General features: G+C 67.6%; 15 protein-coding genes and 1 riboswitch. Of the genes, 9 read left to right on the plus strand and 6 right to left on the minus strand.

All coding sequences use genetic code 11. The annotated features are described in order from the left end of the window. The first annotated feature begins 42 nt into the window (after positions 1 to 42). From metG to LCL61_RS12535, 3 genes are all read left to right on the plus strand, one after another. Complete coding sequence (gene metG, locus LCL61_RS12525) at positions 43 to 1,836, plus strand: methionine--tRNA ligase (protein WP_340687000.1); 1,794 nt, start codon at positions 43 to 45, stop codon at positions 1,834 to 1,836. A 7-nt stretch (positions 1,837 to 1,843) separates the two neighbouring features. Beyond that, on the plus strand, positions 1,844 to 2,680 hold the full coding sequence (locus tag LCL61_RS12530; protein WP_340687001.1) for a TatD family hydrolase: 837 nt from the start codon (positions 1,844 to 1,846) through the stop codon (positions 2,678 to 2,680). Positions 2,681 to 3,093: 413 nt separating this feature from the next. Continuing rightward, positions 3,094 to 4,473 (plus strand): transglycosylase family protein, encoded by a 1,380-nt coding sequence (locus LCL61_RS12535; protein WP_340688558.1) that lies wholly within the window; start codon positions 3,094 to 3,096, stop codon positions 4,471 to 4,473. A gap of 58 nt (positions 4,474 to 4,531) precedes the next feature. Here LCL61_RS12535 and LCL61_RS12540 read toward each other — a convergent pair whose 3' ends face one another. Both LCL61_RS12540 and LCL61_RS12545 read right to left on the minus strand, forming a co-directional pair. Beyond that, positions 4,532 to 5,539 (minus strand): DUF222 domain-containing protein, encoded by a 1,008-nt coding sequence (locus tag LCL61_RS12540; RefSeq protein WP_340687002.1) that lies wholly within the window; start codon positions 5,537 to 5,539, stop codon positions 4,532 to 4,534. Positions 5,540 to 5,685: 146 nt separating this feature from the next. Next, positions 5,686 to 6,270, minus strand: coding sequence for a GNAT family protein (locus LCL61_RS12545; RefSeq protein ID WP_340687003.1), 585 nt, complete (start codon positions 6,268 to 6,270; stop codon positions 5,686 to 5,688). A gap of 40 nt (positions 6,271 to 6,310) precedes the next feature. On the opposite strand from LCL61_RS12545, the gene rsmA reads away from it, so the two are divergent. From rsmA to LCL61_RS12570, 5 genes are all read left to right on the plus strand, one after another. Further along, on the plus strand, positions 6,311 to 7,147 hold the full coding sequence (gene rsmA / locus LCL61_RS12550; protein WP_219148283.1) for a 16S rRNA (adenine(1518)-N(6)/adenine(1519)-N(6))-dimethyltransferase RsmA: 837 nt from the start codon (positions 6,311 to 6,313) through the stop codon (positions 7,145 to 7,147). A gap of 245 nt (positions 7,148 to 7,392) precedes the next feature. Continuing rightward, positions 7,393 to 7,483, plus strand: a riboswitch (SAM riboswitch). A gap of 212 nt (positions 7,484 to 7,695) precedes the next feature. Then, positions 7,696 to 8,706, plus strand: coding sequence for a methionine ABC transporter ATP-binding protein (locus LCL61_RS12555; protein ID WP_340687004.1), 1,011 nt, complete (start codon positions 7,696 to 7,698; stop codon positions 8,704 to 8,706). 120 nt (positions 8,707 to 8,826) lie between these two features. After that, positions 8,827 to 9,792 (plus strand): 4-(cytidine 5'-diphospho)-2-C-methyl-D-erythritol kinase, encoded by a 966-nt coding sequence (locus LCL61_RS12560; protein WP_007028772.1) that lies wholly within the window; start codon positions 8,827 to 8,829, stop codon positions 9,790 to 9,792. A 67-nt stretch (positions 9,793 to 9,859) separates the two neighbouring features. Then, a complete protein-coding gene (locus LCL61_RS12565; protein WP_340687005.1) occupies positions 9,860 to 11,632 on the plus strand; it encodes an ABC-F family ATP-binding cassette domain-containing protein in 1,773 nt (590 codons plus the stop codon). Between the two features lie 51 nt (positions 11,633 to 11,683). Beyond that, positions 11,684 to 13,375 (plus strand): fatty acyl-AMP ligase, encoded by a 1,692-nt coding sequence (locus LCL61_RS12570; RefSeq protein WP_340687006.1) that lies wholly within the window; start codon positions 11,684 to 11,686, stop codon positions 13,373 to 13,375. A 61-nt stretch (positions 13,376 to 13,436) separates the two neighbouring features. Here the strand turns inward: LCL61_RS12570 and LCL61_RS12575 are convergent, their stop codons facing one another. The 4 genes from LCL61_RS12575 to LCL61_RS12590 all read right to left on the minus strand — a co-directional run bounded on the left by LCL61_RS12575 (position 13,437) and on the right by LCL61_RS12590 (position 15,497). Beyond that, entirely contained in the window at positions 13,437 to 13,766 is a 330-nt protein-coding gene (locus LCL61_RS12575; RefSeq protein WP_340687007.1) for a DivIVA domain-containing protein, read from the minus strand. Continuing rightward, positions 13,766 to 14,125: a DivIVA domain-containing protein gene (locus LCL61_RS12580; protein ID WP_340687008.1), complete on the minus strand. Its 360-nt coding sequence runs from the start codon at positions 14,123 to 14,125 to the stop codon at positions 13,766 to 13,768. Before LCL61_RS12580 ends, LCL61_RS12575 begins: the two co-directional genes overlap by 1 nt. Before the next feature lie 159 nt (positions 14,126 to 14,284). Then, positions 14,285 to 14,881: an aminoacyl-tRNA hydrolase gene (pth, locus tag LCL61_RS12585; protein WP_340687009.1), complete on the minus strand. Its 597-nt coding sequence runs from the start codon at positions 14,879 to 14,881 to the stop codon at positions 14,285 to 14,287. 10 nt (positions 14,882 to 14,891) lie between these two features. Beyond that, the gene (locus LCL61_RS12590) at positions 14,892 to 15,497 is read right to left on the minus strand and encodes a 50S ribosomal protein L25/general stress protein Ctc (RefSeq protein WP_340687010.1); all 606 of its coding nucleotides are present in this window, start codon (positions 15,495 to 15,497) and stop codon (positions 14,892 to 14,894) included. A gap of 340 nt (positions 15,498 to 15,837) precedes the next feature. Here LCL61_RS12590 and LCL61_RS12595 point away from each other — a divergent pair, with 340 nt between their 5' ends. Continuing rightward, positions 15,838 to 16,959 carry a hypothetical protein gene (locus tag LCL61_RS12595; RefSeq protein WP_340687011.1) on the plus strand — a complete coding sequence of 374 codons (1,122 nt, stop codon included), beginning with the start codon at positions 15,838 to 15,840 and terminating at the stop codon, positions 16,957 to 16,959. Positions 16,960 to 17,027: the final 68 nt, after the last annotated feature.

Consider the following 17,027-nt stretch of genomic DNA (forward strand, 5'->3'; position numbering starts at 1 on the left):
CGGACAACAATGCCTTAGACGACGTCCGTAGGCTAAACAAGCATGAGCACCCCAGTGTTGACTGCGGTGGCCTGGCCCTACGCCAACGGCCCCCGCCACATCGGCCACGTGTCCGGATTCGGCGTCCCGTCCGACGTCTTCTCCCGCTACCAGCGAATGGCCGGCAACCGGGTGCTCATGGTGTCCGGTACCGACGAACACGGCACCCCGATCACCGTCCAGGCCGACAAAGAAGGCATGACCTCCCAGCAGACGGCCGACAAGTACACCCGCCAGATCGGCCAGGACCTGCAGGGACTCGGCCTCACCTACGACCTGTTCACCCGCACCACCACGGGCAACCACGCAGAGGTCACGCAGCAGATCTTCCTCGCGCTGCACCGCAACGGCTATGTCGTCCCCAAGACGACCCGGGGCGCGATCAGCCCCTCCACAGGTCGCACCCTGCCCGACCGGTACATCGAAGGCACGTGCCCGATCTGCGGCTACGACGGCGCCCGCGGCGACCAGTGCGACAACTGCGGCAACCAGCTCGACGCCGCCGAACTGATCAACCCGAAGTCCCGGATCAACGGTGAAACGCCGAAGTTCGTCGAGACCGAGCACTACTTCCTCGACCTGACGGCCTTCGTCGACACGCTGGGCAAGTGGCTGTCCAGTAAGACCGACTGGCGTCCGAACGTCCTCAACTTCACGAAGAACCTGATCGACGACATGCGGCCGCGGCCGATCACCCGCGATCTCGACTGGGGCGTGAAGATTCCGCTGGACGGCTGGCGCGACCAGCCGCTCAAGCGCTTCTACGTCTGGTTCGACGCGGTCATCGGCTACTTCTCGGCGAGCGTCGAGTGGGCGCGGCGCACCGGTAACCCGGACGCCTGGCAGGAGTGGTGGAACAACCCGGACGCCCGCTCCTACTACTTCATGGGCAAGGACAACATCACCTTCCACGCCCAGATCTGGCCCGCGCTGCTCTTCGGCCACAACGGCGAAGGCGATCGAGGCGGCGTGGCGGGCAAGTACGGCAAGCTGCACCTGCCCGACGAGATCGTTTCCAGCGAGTTCCTCACCATGAGCGGCTCGAAGTTCTCGACCTCGCGCGGCACGGTCATCTACGTCCACGACTTCCTTCGCGACTTCGGCCCGGACACACTGCGGTACTTCATCTCGGTCGCGGGACCCGAGACCCAGGACACCGACTTCACCTGGGACGAATTCGTCCGCCGGACCAACTTCGAACTGGCCAACGAGTGGGGCAACCTCGTCAACCGGTCCATCTCGATGGCCCACAAGAACGTCGGTGCCATTCCTCGCCCCGACGTCCCCACGGCCGCCGACGAGGAGCTCAAGGAGCTCTCCCGCAAGGCGTTCGACACCGCCGGCGCCCACTTGCAGCGGTCACGGTTCAAAGCCGCGGCGAGCGAGGCCATGCGTGTCGTCACCGCCGCGAACCGGTACCTGTCGGACCAGGAGCCCTGGAAGCTCAAGGACGACCCCGCCCGGCGCGACAGCGTTCTGCACACCGCGCTGCAGGTCGTCTCGGACGCCAACACGCTGCTGACTCCCTTCCTGCCCCACTCGGCGCAGAAGGTGCACGAGGCACTCGGTGGCACGGGCGTCTGGGCGGCCCAGCCCGAGCTTCAGGAAGTCGAGGACCTCGACATCCCCGGCCGGATCAACCCCATCATCACCGGCGACTACAAGGCCGAGCAGGCACGCTGGAAGTCCGTGCCGATCGAGGTCGGCAAGCCGCTGGAGAAGCCGACCCCGCTGTTCGCCAAGCTGGACCCGGAACTCGGCGAGACCGGTCCCGAATGGGCACCGATCTCGAAATGACCGACTGATGGGTGCGGAGAAGAAAGAGCCACCGCCGATCCCGGACAGGTTGCCGGTATCGGTGGTGGACGCGCATACCCACCTCGACGCGTGCGGCGCGGTCACCGCGGCTGATGTGACAGCCATGGTCGACCGCGCCGAACGCGCCGGTGTTTCGCGGGTGATCACCGTCGCGGACGACCTCGCGGCCGCTCGCTGGGCCGCGCAAGCGTCCACTTGGGACCCACGGGTCTGGGCCGCCGTCGCGATCCATCCCACACGCACCAAGGATTTCGGCGAACCCGAGAAATCCGAAGTGGAGAGTCTCGCCAGAGAGTCCAGAGTGGTCGCGGTCGGCGAGACCGGCCTCGACTACTACTGGGACTACTCGCCCCACGACGCCCAGCAGGACGCCTTCCGGTGGCATATCGATCTCGCCAAGCGGATCGGCAAACCGCTGATGATCCACGATCGGGACGCCCACGACGACGTCCTCCGGATCCTCGAGGAAGAGGGAGCGCCCGAGCAGGTCGTCTTCCACTGCTTCTCCGGAGACGAGCACATCGCGCGCCGGTGCGTCGACGCGGGATACGTACTTTCGTTCGCCGGCACGGTCAGCTTCCGTAACGCCCGCGGGCTCCACGAGGCGGCACGGATCGTTCCGGCGGACCAGTACCTCGTCGAAACGGACGCTCCGTTCCTGACCCCACATCCGTTCCGTGGGCGACCGAACGAGCCGTATTGCGCCGCCTACACGGTCCGGCACCTCGCCTCGCTCAGGGGCGAGGCGGTACACGAGGTGGCCGAATCTGTGCGAATGACCGCTGAGCGGGTCTTCGGTTTGCCGACAGTCACCACCGGTTGAACGGATTGCGACATTAGTGATCATCAATGGTCCACTCTGATGAGTGACCAACGTCACGACACTCCGGGCGGTGTTTGCGCAACCCGGCGAGGTTCGTTACTGTCCCGTGATCGTGCCGGTCGGTACCCGCTCATGCGGTTTCCGGCTGTTACGCCCACAGTCACGTCAGTGCACGTCGGGGAAGCGGAACCAGGAGAGGTACGGCCTGGAACCGTGACGATGGCGCTGGCTGCGGGTGTCGGACTTCTAGAGGTGTGCCGAAGCGCGCATCGAGACGAAGGACGTAGTGGAGTGGTTGTCGAGCTCCTCGACGTCTTGGGAAAGGGAACGACCCAGTGACTGGTAGCAGTAGGCAGGATGGCTCGCGCCTCGGCGCAGAGACGAACACCTTCGCTTCCTCCGGTTCGGTTGCCGTGCTCGACCGCGACACTCAGTACGGCGAGCTGGACTACTCCGACGATCCGCGCATCACGCACCAGGACGTCCTGGCCGCGCTCGGCCCCGACGCCGACACCCTGATGGCCGAGATCGACGTCGACGTCGACGAGCTGATCCGCCTCATCAGCGCCGAGACCACCATGCTCCCGCCGATCGTCATCCCGGACGAGCTGGCCGAGGACCGCACCGCGGGCGCGCCGATGAAGGCCGCGACCAAGGACGAGGTCATCTCGAGCGCGACCCGCGTCTGGAAGAAGCGTTTCCTCAAGGGAACCGTCATGGCGGTGCTGCTCACCCTCGGCGGTGGCGGCGCGGCCGCGATGGCGATGAACAAGAGCGTCACGGTCGACGTCGACGGCAAGCAGCAGACCGTCCACAGCTTCGGCGACACCGTCGGCGAGGTCCTCGAAGACGCCGGCCTCTCGGTCGGCGCGCACGACTCGCTCTCGCCCTCGCCTCAGGCCGAGGTGGGCGACGGCGGCGTCATCAAGCTGGAGCGTGGCCGCAAGCTGAACCTGATCGTCGACGGCGCACCGCAGCAGGAGTCCTGGGTCCGCGCGACCAACCTCGGCGACGCGCTGAACCAGCTCGGTCGTGCCGACCTCGCCAAGGCCGGCACCTGGACTTCGCTCCCTCAGAACGGCGAGCTGCCGCTCGAAGGCGCCACCGTCGAGGTCAAGACCCTCAAGAACGTCACCGTCTACGACGGCGCGAACGAACCGCGCAAGGTTCAGACCAACTCGGTCACCACCAAGGAATTCCTCGGTGAGCTCCGGATGACCCTCGGCCCGGACGACGAGGCCGTCGGCGGTCTCGACGTCAAGCTGGTCGACGGCGCCGAGGTCCATATCAGCCGGACCGGCGTCACCATGGTCAAGCAGAACGAGGAGATCGCGCCGCCCGAGCAGAAGGTCGACGACCCGAACCTCGAAAAGGGCAAGACCAAGGTCGAGGACCCGGGCACTCCAGGCCAGAAGACCGTGACCTACAAGGTCACCAAGCGCAACGGCAAAGAGGTCGGCCGCGAGAAGGTCTCGGAAGAGGTCCTTACCGAGGCCAAGCCCAAGATCATCAAGGTCGGTACCAAGAAGCCCGCCGATCCGGTCATCGGAGACGCCGGCGCCTGGGACCGCATCGCTCAGTGCGAGTCGACTGGTAACTGGTCCGCCAACACCGGCAACGGCTACTACGGTGGCCTGCAGTTCAACAAGAGCACCTGGGACGCCTACGGCGGCGACCAGTACGCCGCGTACCCGCACCAGGCCAGCAAGGCCCAGCAGATCGCTGTCGCCGAGAAGGTCCGCGAGGACCGTGGCGGTTACGGCGCTTGGCCGCACTGTGGCAAGAGGGCCTGACGCCAGATCATCCTCCTTTCCTGAAGGTCACCGTGCGGGTTCGCCCGCAAGGTGGCCTTCAGGCCGTTAGGGGCTTCGGAGGCTGAGCCAGGTTCCCGGCTCTCGGTCTCGAGAGTCTCTCCCACCAGCGCGCGGGCCGTATATGTGCCACGTTCCTCGACGGTTCTCGAACACCTCCACCGCCGTGGGGCGGGCTCTGGCGGCCCTGAGGCGGCGCCTGGGCGGGCTTAGGACGGTTTGCCGACTCCTCGGCGGGCTCGGCAGCCGGGGACTGCTCGGCGACCTGCTCCGAGCTCTTCCGGGGCAAAGGGATGTCCGGGCCGGTTTCCGCGAGCTCGACGATCTCCGAGAACGCGTCGCCGCGTCGTTCAGCCGGCGAACGGTCGTCGGCTTCTCCATCGGGGGCCGGATAGGCCCGTGGTACCAGGAGCGCGTTCAGGCGGGCGCCTGTCTCGGCATCGAGGTCGCCGCGCATGTCCCAGCGGCCGGTTCGTTTCTGGCGCAACCAGAAGGCGCTCCGCCGCCTTTGCGGAGCGGGATCGTCTTTGGGTTTTCCATCCGGGTTCAGTTGTGCTAGCAGGTCTGTGCCCGCCACCGTGACGTCGCGCGGTCTCGCGACGCGGGCGAGCTCGACCAAGCCCTCCTCGGCCTCGAGGCGTGCGCTCGCGGTGACGTGCTCGGGCAGCCTCTTCATGACCGTGACGATCCGGTCGATGCTGGCCTCGGCCAGCGCGCCGGTGGTGGCCGCAGTACCGGTCAGGGGCGCGACGGGGCCGATCGACGTGCCGTCGCGCGCCCGTCTCGAATTGAGCGCCAGCGCTCTGCCGGTCACTCTCTGAGCCTCTGCTCGAGGTACCCGGGCCACATGCTCGTAGAAGACGGCGATCGAGTTGTGCCCGTAGAGCTCACGGACCCCACGTGACTCGATCTCGGCCAGGATCTGGCCGACCTCGGCGACAAGACGTCGCCCTTCGCGTAGCCGCGTCTGCAACTCGTCGAGAAGCAGTTCGGCGTCACCTTCCGGCAGGTTGAGCGGGAAGGCCTTGGGAATGTTTGTGCTGGTCATCCCTCGATTGTCGAGGCTGATTCGAACGAATGCACGGTATCGATCGGGTGGATGATCATTACGCTCCGGCTGCGCCGACCTGCGCCGATCACCCTTGAGTGGGATGCGTGTCGCTTCGGAAAAGCCATCCGGATGGTGGGTTCGGATCAGGCTCGCGCCTGGCTCGGGTGATGCATCTGGCCCCACTCCTCGCGGAGCACCCCGTAGACGACGGCATCGTGGACGCCGCCGGACCAGCGCCGGGCGCGCCGGAACCGGCCTTCTTCGACGAACCCGAGCCGTCGCCCGACGGCGATCATTCCCGGGTTACCCGAGAACGTGGCGAAGTCCAGGCGGAGCGCGTCGGTGCGGGAGAACAAGTAGGTCGTCCACATGCGCAAGGCCTCGGTGCCGAATCCGCCGCCCCAGTACCGCTCGTCGTAGATGACCAACCCCATCCGTCGCCAGTCGGTCTGCCTGCTTTCCCAGTACCAGCTGACCCGGCCGATCAACCTTCCGTCGCTCAGGTCGCACACGGCGAGGCTGGCGCGGGGATCGGGCGGCTCGCTCTTGGGCGTGGTGAGTTCCCGTGCCGTGGATTCGGCAGCGGCAGTGGTCGGGGTGCCGAAGTAGGGGCCGTTCGTTTCGTGCCAAGGCCGCGCGGGATCGAGTAGGTCGCGAAGCGGCCCGAGGTCGGACGGGCGCCAGTCGCGCAGCCGGACTTTGTCACCATCGAGTACGACGTCGTCCACCGGCCAATCGTGGCTTACCGGGCCTGGTTACGATCGTCGGGTGACTGAACTGCTCGGTCCTGCGGAAATCAGGGCGCTGGCGGCCGAGCTGGACGTGCGTCCGACCAAGAAGCTCGGCCAGAACTTCGTGCACGATCCCAACACGGTGCGCCGCATCGTCGACCTCTCGGGGATCGGCGAAGGGGACGTCGTCCTGGAGGTCGGGCCGGGCCTCGGCTCGCTGACACTCGGGCTGCTCGCGACTGGCGCCGAGGTCGTCGCGGTCGAAATCGATCCTGTTCTGGCGGGGCGGCTGCCGAGCACCGTGGCCGAACGAGGTGGGGCCGAAAGGCTCACGGTCGTCGGCGCGGACGCGTTGCGGATCACCGCGGACGACCTGCCCGCACGGCCGACGGCGCTCGTCGCGAACCTGCCGTACAACGTCGCCGTTCCCGTCGTGCTCCACCTGCTCGCCGAACTGCCGTCGCTGACCAGTGGTCTCGTAATGGTTCAGACCGAGGTCGCGGACAGGATGGCGGCTGGTCCGGGAAGTCGGACTTACGGCGTACCCAGCGTCAAGCTCGCCTGGTACGGGAAGACGCGCAAGGTCGCGGCAGTGCCCAGGGCGGTGTTCTGGCCTGTTCCGAACGTCGACTCCGCCTTGGTCGCGTTCGAACGGGGCGACGTGGTGTCGTCCGTGGACCGAGAGCGGCTGTTCGCGGTGGTCGACGCCGCCTTCTCGCAAAGGCGGAAGACCTTGCGCGCCGCGTTGGCGTCGTGGGCCGGTTCCGCCGAACGCGCAGGGGAATTGCTCGAAAAGGCCGGCATCGACCCCAAGACCCGCGGGGAGCAGCTGGACGTTCATCAGTTCGCCCGGATCGCCGCGGCTGCCGGCTGATCACCTGCCACCCGTGTGACCGGAGCCGCGCGAACGGCGGCAGGTCAAGGCTGTGCGTCTGCGAGATCCACCTCTGGATTCGGCGTGGGCGGACTCGTCTTAGCAGGCAGCGCGCCTAGCGCGGATCTGAGATGCCAGTCGGCGTCTCAGAATATGAACAGCCAATCCTGTATGATGGACGCGACCAGACGTGTGATCTGCGCCTACGCGCTTGCTTTCATCCAGTGGGATCGGTTTTACTCAGTAGGCCATCCCGAGCGACTGAGAGACCTGGCTCGCCGAAGTCGCAGCAACCACCCTCCACAGGGCAGGTGCTACAGCCAGGACCGATGGAGGCTGTGCCTAATGAACAGGGTCACCCACCCGCTCCTGCTGACCAGGCGACGTGTCGTCGATGAAGGTCGCCGCACGGTAAGTGCGTGTCGACGCTCCACCGTTACTGCCTGAGTTCATTCCCTTATCTCTGAATCCGTCCGTTTCCCGGACGGTTACTCGGTGACGGTCGGCGCGCTCGAAAGAAGCAGCGCCCCATGTGCATGGAGCCTTTCGTGATCACTGTCGAAAACCTGTCCAAATCCTTTCCCCTCAACGGAAATCCCGTCGTCGCACTGCGCGATGTGAGCGTGGACATCCAAGCAGGCTCGCTGTTCGGAGTCGTCGGTCCGGCGGGCTCCGGCAAATCGACCCTCGCTCGTTGCATCGGTCTTCAGGAGCGTCCCGACCGCGGCGTCGTCCGTCTCGACGGCCTCAACACCGGGACACTCGACGGACGCCGGCTCCGCGAAATCCGGCGCCAGGTCGGAGTCGTGAGCACCAAGCCGGAATTGCTCGCCGAGCGCACCATCGCCGGCAACATCGCTTCGCCGCTCGAGCAGCTCGGCCTCGACGGGCCGCAGCGCCGCAACCGGGTCGGCAACCTGCTCGACCTGGTCGGGCTCACCCCCCGTGCGGGGCAGCGACCGGGCGACTTGTCCGCGGGGCAGCTGCGCCGCGTGGCCATCGCCAAGGCGCTGGCCGCCGGGCCGTCCGTGCTCCTGGCCGACGACCCGACCGCGGGCGTGCAGCCCGAGGAGTCCGGCGCGGTCCTGACCGTGCTCGACCGCGCGCGCGCCGAGCTCGGCGTCACCGTGCTGCTCACCACTCCCGATGCCGGCGTGGTCCGTCGTGTCTGCGACGACGTCGCGGTTCTGGAGGCCGGCGCGATCATCGAACGCGGAACCGTGCTCGACCTGGTCTCCGACCCGAACAGCCGGACCGCGCAGGCGCTGCTTCCCGCCATCGAAACCGGGCGGGCACAGGCCTCGAAGTACGACCGCGCGGTGGACGTCGTGCTCGTCGGCTTCGCCTCGGTCGGTGCGCTGCTGCCGGAGGCCGCCGGTCGCTTCGACGTCGAACTCGCCACCATCGGGGGCGGCCTGACCCGGATCGGCGACACGCCGGTCGGCCGGTTCCGCGTCGGGGTGCGTGGTGAGCGCGCGGACGCCGCGCTCGCCTGGATCGCCGAACGTGGCGGTCACGTGACCCACCCGGTCCGCGGTCCGCAGGGTGTCGCCGCCTGATTTCTCCGCGAACGGGCCGCTCAGGACGAACTTCGTCCGGGGCGGCCCGTTCGCGTCCGACCCGTCCGTTCTCTTTCTCCTGGTGACAGCACAAGTGGAGCGGCCACGTAGGCTTGACGCGTGCTCGCCGTCGTACCGCCCCCAGTGACCGTCAGGGTTCCCGCCAAGGTCAACCTGCACCTGTCGGTCGGTGACGTACGCCCGGACGGTTACCACGAGCTGGTGACCGTGTTCCAGGCGCTTTCCCTGACCGACGAGGTGACCGTCGCGGTCACCGAGGACCCCGGCGTCGAGGTCTACGGCGAAGGTGAAGGTTCCGTACCGACAGGAGCCAACAACCTGGCCTGGAAGGCGGCGCAGGCGTTGGCGGCCCACGTCGGCAAGGCGGACGGCGAGTCCAAGGTCAGAGTCGTGTTGCGCAAAGGCATCCCGGTCGCGGGCGGGATGGCCGGTGGCAGTGCCGACGCGGCCGCGACGCTGGTGGGGCTCGCGTCGCTTTGGAAGCTCGACATCTCCCGGGACGAACTGGCGGGTATCGCCGCGAAGCTCGGTAGTGATGTACCTTTCGCGCTCTACGGCGGGACAGCGCTGGGCACCGGCCGAGGCGAGCAGCTGGTGCCTGTCTTGTCGAGGCACACCTTCCACTGGGTCCTGGCCTTCGACCAGCGTGGGCTTTCGACTCCACGGGTGTTCGGCGAGCTGGACAAGTTGCGTGAAGAGGGCAGCCCGCCGCGAATCGGCTCGCACACTCCGGTGGTGGAGGCGCTGGCATCCGGCGACCCGCGGCAGCTGGCGCTGCTTCTCGGCAATGACCTGCAGGCGGCCGCTGTCTCGTTGCGTCCGGGGCTGCGCCGCACATTGAGGGCGGGAGTCAACGCGGGTGCGCTCGCCGGCACCGTGTCCGGATCCGGGCCGACCTGTGCGTTCCTGTGCGCGGACGCCCAGTCGGCCGTCGAGGTGGCCGCGGAGCTGTCCGGCGCGGGTGTCTGTCGCACGGTGCGCGTCGCGCACGGGCCGGTCCCCGGAGCCCGGCTGGTCGGCGGAGACGACGCGCCGCGGCCGTCGCCGCCTCGGGTGCACGCATGAGGGTGTCCGAAATGGACACCGACTAATTCGTTCGTGGTGCGAGCTTTTGGAAAGGATCGGCTGAGGCATGGCCAACTTGGTCAACCTGGAGTCGGTGAGCAAGTCCTTCGGGGTGCGCCCGCTGCTCGACGGTGTTTCGCTCGGTGTGGCGGAGGGGCAGCGTATCGGTGTCGTCGGTCTCAACGGGGGCGGGAAGACGACGCTGCTGGAGGTCCTCGCGGGGATCAGCGAGCCGGACGCGGGACGTGTCAGTCAAGTCCGGGGTCTGCGGATGGCGGTGGTCACCCAGCGGACCGAACTTCCCGACGGCAGCACGGTCGGAGACGTCGTGCTCGAGCGCTACGGCGCGGAGCACGAGTGGGCCGCTGACGCGCGCGTCCGGTCCATTATGGATGGTTTGGGCATCACCGCTCTCGGTATCGAGAAGGCGACGGCGAACCTGTCAGGTGGCGAACGGCGCCGTGTCGCGTTGGCGGCCGCCCTCACCGGTGAACTGGACCTCGTCGTCCTCGACGAGCCCACCAACCACCTCGACGTGGAAGGTGTGCGCTGGCTCGCGGATCACCTGCTCAACCGCAAGATCGCGGTCGTGGTCGTCACCCACGACCGGTGGTTCCTCGACACGGTCGCGAGTGTGACCTGGGAGGTCGCCAACGGTCGCGTCGAGCAGTACGAAGGCGGATACGCGGACTGGATCTTCGCGCGGGCCGAGCGGGCGAGGCTTGCGGCGACGGCCGAGGAAAAGCGGCAGAACCTGGCACGTAAAGAGCTCGCATGGCTGCGTCGCGGTCCGCAGGCCAGGACGTCGAAGCCGCGATACCGCGTCGAGGCGGCGGAGGCGTTGATCTCCGACGTGCCGGAGCCGCGTGATTCGGTCGAGCTGCAGGCGTTCGCCCGCCGTCGGCTGGGGAAGACCGTGCTGGAGATCGAGGACGCCACGTTGACCGTCGGCGACCGCACTCTGCTCGATCACGTCACCTGGCGGATCGGGCCCGGCGATCGGATCGGCCTGGTCGGCGTCAACGGGTCCGGCAAGACGACGCTCCTCAAGCTGCTCGGCGGCGACAGGGAACCCGAGACGGGGCGGCGAATCCAGGGCAAGACGGTCAGCCTCGCGCATCTGCGCCAGGAGCTCGATGACCTGCCGGGCGATCTGCGCGTGCTGCAGGCGATCGAAGAGGTCTCCGGCCGGGTCGTGTTCGGCAAGCAGGAGCTGACCGCTTCCCAGCTGGCCGAAAAGCTGGGTTTCCCCGCCGCGAGGCAGTGGACGCCGGTCGAGGACCTTTCCGGTGGTGAACGGCGCCGTCTGCAGCTGTGCCGGCTCCTGATGGCCGAGCCCAACGTGCTGCTGCTCGACGAACCGACGAACGACCTCGACATCGACACCTTGCAGCAGCTCGAAGATCTGCTGGATTCCTGGCCGGGCAGCCTCGTCGTCGTTTCGCACGACCGATACCTGGTGGAACGCGTCTGCGACACGATCGTGGCCTTGTTCGGGGACGGGCAAGTGACCCACCTGCCGGGCGGGATCGAGGAGTACCTCGACCGGCGCGCCAAGAGCCTCGAGAAGGCCGGCGGAGACCGGAAGAGCGGCAACGCGCAGGCCTCCGCGCCCAGGAAGAACGCCGCGGAACAGCGAGCGGCCCAGAAGGAGCTGTCCCGCCTCGAGCGCAAGCTCGACCAGCTGCACGCGAAGGAAGAGAAGCTGCATGCGGCGCTGCTCGCCGCGGCGACCGATCCGACGAAACTCATCGAGCTGAACACCGAATTGAAAGCCGTCGAAACGGAGAAGGAGGAGGTCGAGGCCCAGTGGCTCGAGACCTCCGAAGCGATCGAATGAGTTCGCTCGACGGCGAGCGGGCCGTTCAGCGCGGACAGTAGTGTGACGCGCATGAGTCGGTTCGTGGACACGCTCGTCGCCACCGCGGCGGGGCGAGGTCAGCAGCGGGGAATGGTCACCGGGGAGCCCAAGGAGCCGGTTCGGCGTACGTGGGCCGAGATTCACGAGCAGGCCAAGCGGGTCGCCGGGGGTCTGGTGACGGCTGGGCTGGAGCCCGGCAAAGCGGTCGCGGTACTGGCGGCGGCGCCGTCGCTGATCGCGCCGACGGTTCAGGCGGTCTGGCTCGCCGGCGGCAGCGTGACGATGCTGCACCAGCCGACGCAGCGCACCGACCTCGCCGAATGGGCCGAGGACACCGTTCGCGTGCTGCGGATGATCGGGTCCGGCCTGGTTCTGCTCGGTGAGCCGTTCGATCAGCTGGCGCCGGTGCTCACGGAGCACGGCATCGCCTTCCAGGTCATCACCGAGCTGCTCGAGGCCGAACCGCTGGCGGAGCCCGTGCCGACAGCCGAATCGGACACGGCGCTCCTGCAGCTGACCAGCGGGTCGACGGCCGACCCGAAGGCCGTTCGGATCACCTACGGGAACCTGTATTCGAACGTCAAGGCGATGGTCGACCGGGCAGAGTTCGATTTCGACGTCGACGTGATGGTCTCGTGGCTGCCCACCTTCCACGACATGGGGATGGTCGGGTTCCTGACGGTGCCGATGACGTTCGGCGTCGAGCTCGTCAAGATCACGCCGCTGGAGTTCCTGTCGGGACCGTTGATCTGGCCGCAGCTGATCAGCAAGTACAACGGCACGACCACGGCCGCGCCGAACTTCGCGTACGCGATCGTGGGCAGGCGGATGGCCCGTGTCGAGGACGACGACGCGTACGACCTCTCGAAGCTCCGGATCGCGCTGAACGGCGCCGAGCCGATCGACGAAACAGCCGTGAAGACGTTCGTCGAGGCTGGGGAACGCTTCAAGATGCCCGCCGAATGCGTGTTCCCCGCGTACGGCATGGCGGAGGCGACTCTTGCGGTTTCGTTCGCGCCGTTGTTCACCGGCTTGACGCTGGACGTGGTCGAGGCCGACGCGCTCGAGGCGGACAACCGCGCGGTGCCGGTCCCCGAGGGCGACCCGCGTCGGGGGACCGACGAAGTCCGGTCGTTCGCGGTGCTCGGGCCGCCGCTCGACGGGCTCGAGGCCGAGATCGTCGACGACAAGGGAACGGTGCTCGGAGAACGCGAGGTCGGGGAGATCCGCCTGCGCGGCGAGGCCGTGACACCGGGGTACCTGACCATGGAAGGGCCGCTCGCGACGCAGGACGAGGACGGCTGGCTGCTCACCGGTGACCTCGGCTACCTGGTCGATGGCATGATCGTCATCTGCGGCCGTCGCAAGGACGTCATCATCATGGGCGGCCGGAACCTGTACCCGACCGATATCGAACGCGCGGCGACCTCGGTCGAGGGGGTCCGAGCGGGGAACGCCGTGGCCGTGCGGCTCGACGCCGGCAGCCGCCGTGAACGGTTCGCCGTCGTGGTCGAATCGAAACTCGCCGGGGATCCGGAAGCGGAGAAGGCGCTGGCGAAGGAGGTCGCGGCCAAGGTGCGCGGCGCCGTCGACATGCGGCCCTTCGCGGTCGTGGTGCTCCCGGCGGGAAGCCTGCCCAAGACGCCCTCGGGCAAGGTGAAGCGGGCCGCGACCGCCGTCCAGTTCGCGGACAAGATCGCCAAGAACGCGGCGACCAGCTGACACGAAGGGGCCGGGGCCGCGAAGATCGCGGACCCGGCCCCTTCGCTGCACCTCCCGGTGGTCAGCGGCGTCGCCAAGGTGGCTTGCGGGTATGGGTGTGCTCCAAGGCAGGCGCTATGTAGTAGCCGGCGGAATGGGACAGCCCGGCCAGTGTTCCCTCGACGTCTCGCAGGAACGCGTCGACGGCTGCCGGGTCGTAGCCTCGTTTCGACAGCGGGGCTTTGGCGAAAGCCACGTTGTGGACGTCTGAAACCGACAGGTCGTCATCGCCGTCGAGGGTCGCCGCGACCCGTTCGAGGAAGGCGTCGACCGCGGGCTCGTGATAGCCGCGGGCGCCGATCGGCGCCCGGTCGAACTGCCGGGTTCTGGCCTCGAAGGCGGTGACGGGCACTAGCGCTCCCGCAGGAACTCGACGGGGCCGCGGTCCGGGACGGCGCGTTCGGCGTTCGCTTCGTCCTCTTCGCGAGCGCCGGGCACGCCGAGCGCGTGCTGGCCGGTCCGGTGGGCGAGCTGTGCTTCGACCTTGTCGAGGAAATCGTCGACTTCGCGTTCGTCGTAGCCGCGCTTACCGATCAACGGACGCGAGAACATGACGTGGTGGACCTCGGCGGCCGTCAGGTCGTCACGGTCCGAGATCGTGTCGGCGATCCGTTCCAGGAACGCGTCGACCTCGTGTTTGGCATATCCGCGTCGCCCGATCGGGGCGTTCGGGAAAGTGGCGCCGGTGATGTCTTCGGCCGTAAACGACATGAAACTCTCTCCGGTTTCGGTGGGGAATGCGATCTCCGCATTCCGTCCTAACGGGTTTGAGAGTTCCCCGGAAGAGCTCGCGCTATTCCACGACTCGATCAGGGGCGTGGTGAAACGCCTTCGAGTGACGAGCTGTAACGCACTGACATGTGAGCGGGTTCACCCAGCGTGGAAGGTGTTCTGGGCCGCGGCGAGACCGGTGCTGATGAGCGCTTCAACGGCATCGGCGCAACGATCGATCTCGAAAGCGAGTTCTTTGCGTTCGACCGTCGAGAAGTCTTTCAGCACGAAATCCGCCGGATCCTGCCGTCCCGGAGGGCGGCCGACACCGAACCGGACCCGGTAGTAGTCCTTCGTGCCCAGCGATTTGGTGATCGAGCGGAGACCGTTGTGGCCGTTGTCGCCGCCGCCCAGTTTCATCTTGAGCGCGCCGAAGTCGACGTCCAGCTCGTCGTGGACGACCACGACACCGGCCGGGGGGATCTTGTAGAACCGGGCCGCGCCCACGACGGGGCCGCCCGAGAGATTCATGTACGAGCGCGGCTTCGCCAGGACCACTCGCTGCCCGGCTAGCCTGCCTTCGAGGACCTCGGCACCGCTCTTGTGGGTCTTGAACTTGCCGCCGACGCGGCCGGCGAGTTCGTCGAGCACCATGAAGCCGACGTTGTGCCTGTTGCCCGCGTATTGGGGGCCGGGATTGCCGAGGCCGACGAGCAGGATCTGCTCGCCGGCCCCGGGAAGTACTGCTTCGGTCACATCGGTGACTTTATTCGGCGTCCTCGGCGGTGGTCTCCGCAGCCTCGGCCTCGTCGCCCTCGAGCGAGGACTCGGACGGCGCCTCGTTGACGGCGACGACCAGCGCCTCGGGGTCGGTGACCAGGGTGGCGCCCTGCGGCAGGGTGACCTGCGAGGCGAGGATCTGGGTGCCGGCTTCGACGCCCTCGACCGAGAGCTCGACCTGCTCGGGGATGTGCAGCGCCTCGACCTCGATCTGGATGGTGTCGAGGTCGGTGGTGACCAGGGTGCCCGGGCCGGGGGTGCCGGTGACGACGACGGGGACGTCGACGGTGACCTTCTCGCCGCGGATGACGACCAGCAGGTCGACGTGCTCGATGTAGTTCTTCAGCGGGTGGACGACGATGGTCTTCGTCAGCGCCAGCTCGCTCTTGCCCTCGAGGTCGAGGGTGATGACGGCGTTGCTGCCGTTCTCACGCACGACGCGGGCGAACTCGATGGCGGGCAGGGCGTAGTGGCGCGGTTCCGAGCCGTGCCCGTACAGCACCGCGGGGATCTTGCCGGCGCGACGCGTGCGGCGCGCGGCACCCTTGCCGAATTCGGTGCGGGGCTCGACGGACAGGCGTACCTCGGACACGGTGTAGCACTCCTTCAATTCACCAACATGTTCAGCGAAAGCATGCTGAGGTGGGGATGGTTCGGGGCGGTTCTGGTGTTCGGCGGCGAATTCCACAGGCGTGCTCGACCGCGTGTGGCCACTCAAGCCGCCGCGTCGATCACGTCGGGCACCAGGTGCTCACGGAACCCGCCTCGCCGAGACCGGGAAAGTGTAGACCAACCGGTCGTGCGGGGGTCCCGGCGGGTGGCTCGTACAGGTGACAAGTCGGTGACAGCTGCTTCGCGAACCCGCGGATGCGGTGGTGCACGACCCCTTTTCTAAGGTGTGATCTGCTCGCACGCGAGACTAAGGGGACGGAATGCCGGCACGACGGTCGAAGATCGGCGCGATCGCCGCCCTGTGCTGCCTCGTGGCCGGTTGCGACGTCGCGATCGACGGGGCGGCCGGGATCCCGTCCGCCGAGCAGCAGCGGGTGGATCGGCGCGCGGAGCAACGCGGCGCTGTCGAGAGCGCGCTGAAGGCGCTGGAGCAGGCTCCGGCCGTCGTGTACAAATCGACGATCAAGGACGCGTCGGGTCAGCCCGCGGAATTACAGTTCCGGATCACCCGGAACGGGAGCGCGCACGGCGCGCTGCCGGTCGACGGCCAGACCATCCAGGTCATCTCCGCCGACAAGCAGCTGTACCTCTCGGCGACGCCGGAGTACTGGAAGGCGCACGGGCTCGGCGACAGCGACCAGTACGGCACCAACTGGGTCCGTACGGACAGCTCGGATCTGCCGGTGAACGCCGTCGAGGTGCTCAGCCCGCGCAAGGCCGCGTCGACGCTCAGGACCGCGGTGTCCGGGATGAACCCGTTGACCGATCCGGTCCGTTCGAAGTTGCCCGACGGGACCGAGGTCTACGACGTCGGGAGCGGGCTCGGAACACTGCGGGTGACCACCTCGGCGCCGCACCGTGTCGTCAGTTTCGCGCCTTCCCTCGTCGCCGCGGCGGGCGGCAAGACGCTCGGCGCCGAGATGCTGGTCGAGCCGCTCGCCGGGGATGCGCTCAAGAAACTCCAGACCGATCTGGACGGCGCGATCGGCGGGATCGGGCAGCCGTTCGACGCGCTCACCCAGGTCAGGGTCAGCGTCGTCAACGACAAGCTGGACTGCACGGACTTCGTCGGGACCTGCCGGGCGACCATCGACGTCGCCAACTCCGTCATCGGCGGCGTGAGCGGGACGCCCGTGCACCTGAAGCTGACCGTCGACTTCACCGCGCAGTCCCTCGGCGCGCAGAGCTGCACGGCGGACGCCGACGCGGCGCCGGACACCACGACGAGCCTGAGCTGCGAGGTCAAGTTCAAACTGCCGAATCGGAACGCCAGCTATCAGGTGCAGGCGAAGCCGTCGGCCAAAGGTGAGGTCCGGGCTCCGGTCGACGTCAACGGTGTTCGCGAAAAGCTCAAGTCCGAGTTCGCCACGCTGGGCGGCTGACCTGCACGCTCACCTCGGGGTGCGTTGCATACGTTGAAGTAGCCGAACTCGCGTTCTTAGCATCGGCG

The organism is Amycolatopsis coloradensis (genome assembly GCF_037997115.1).
Classification (GTDB): Bacteria; Actinomycetota; Actinomycetes; order Mycobacteriales; family Pseudonocardiaceae; genus Amycolatopsis; species Amycolatopsis coloradensis_A.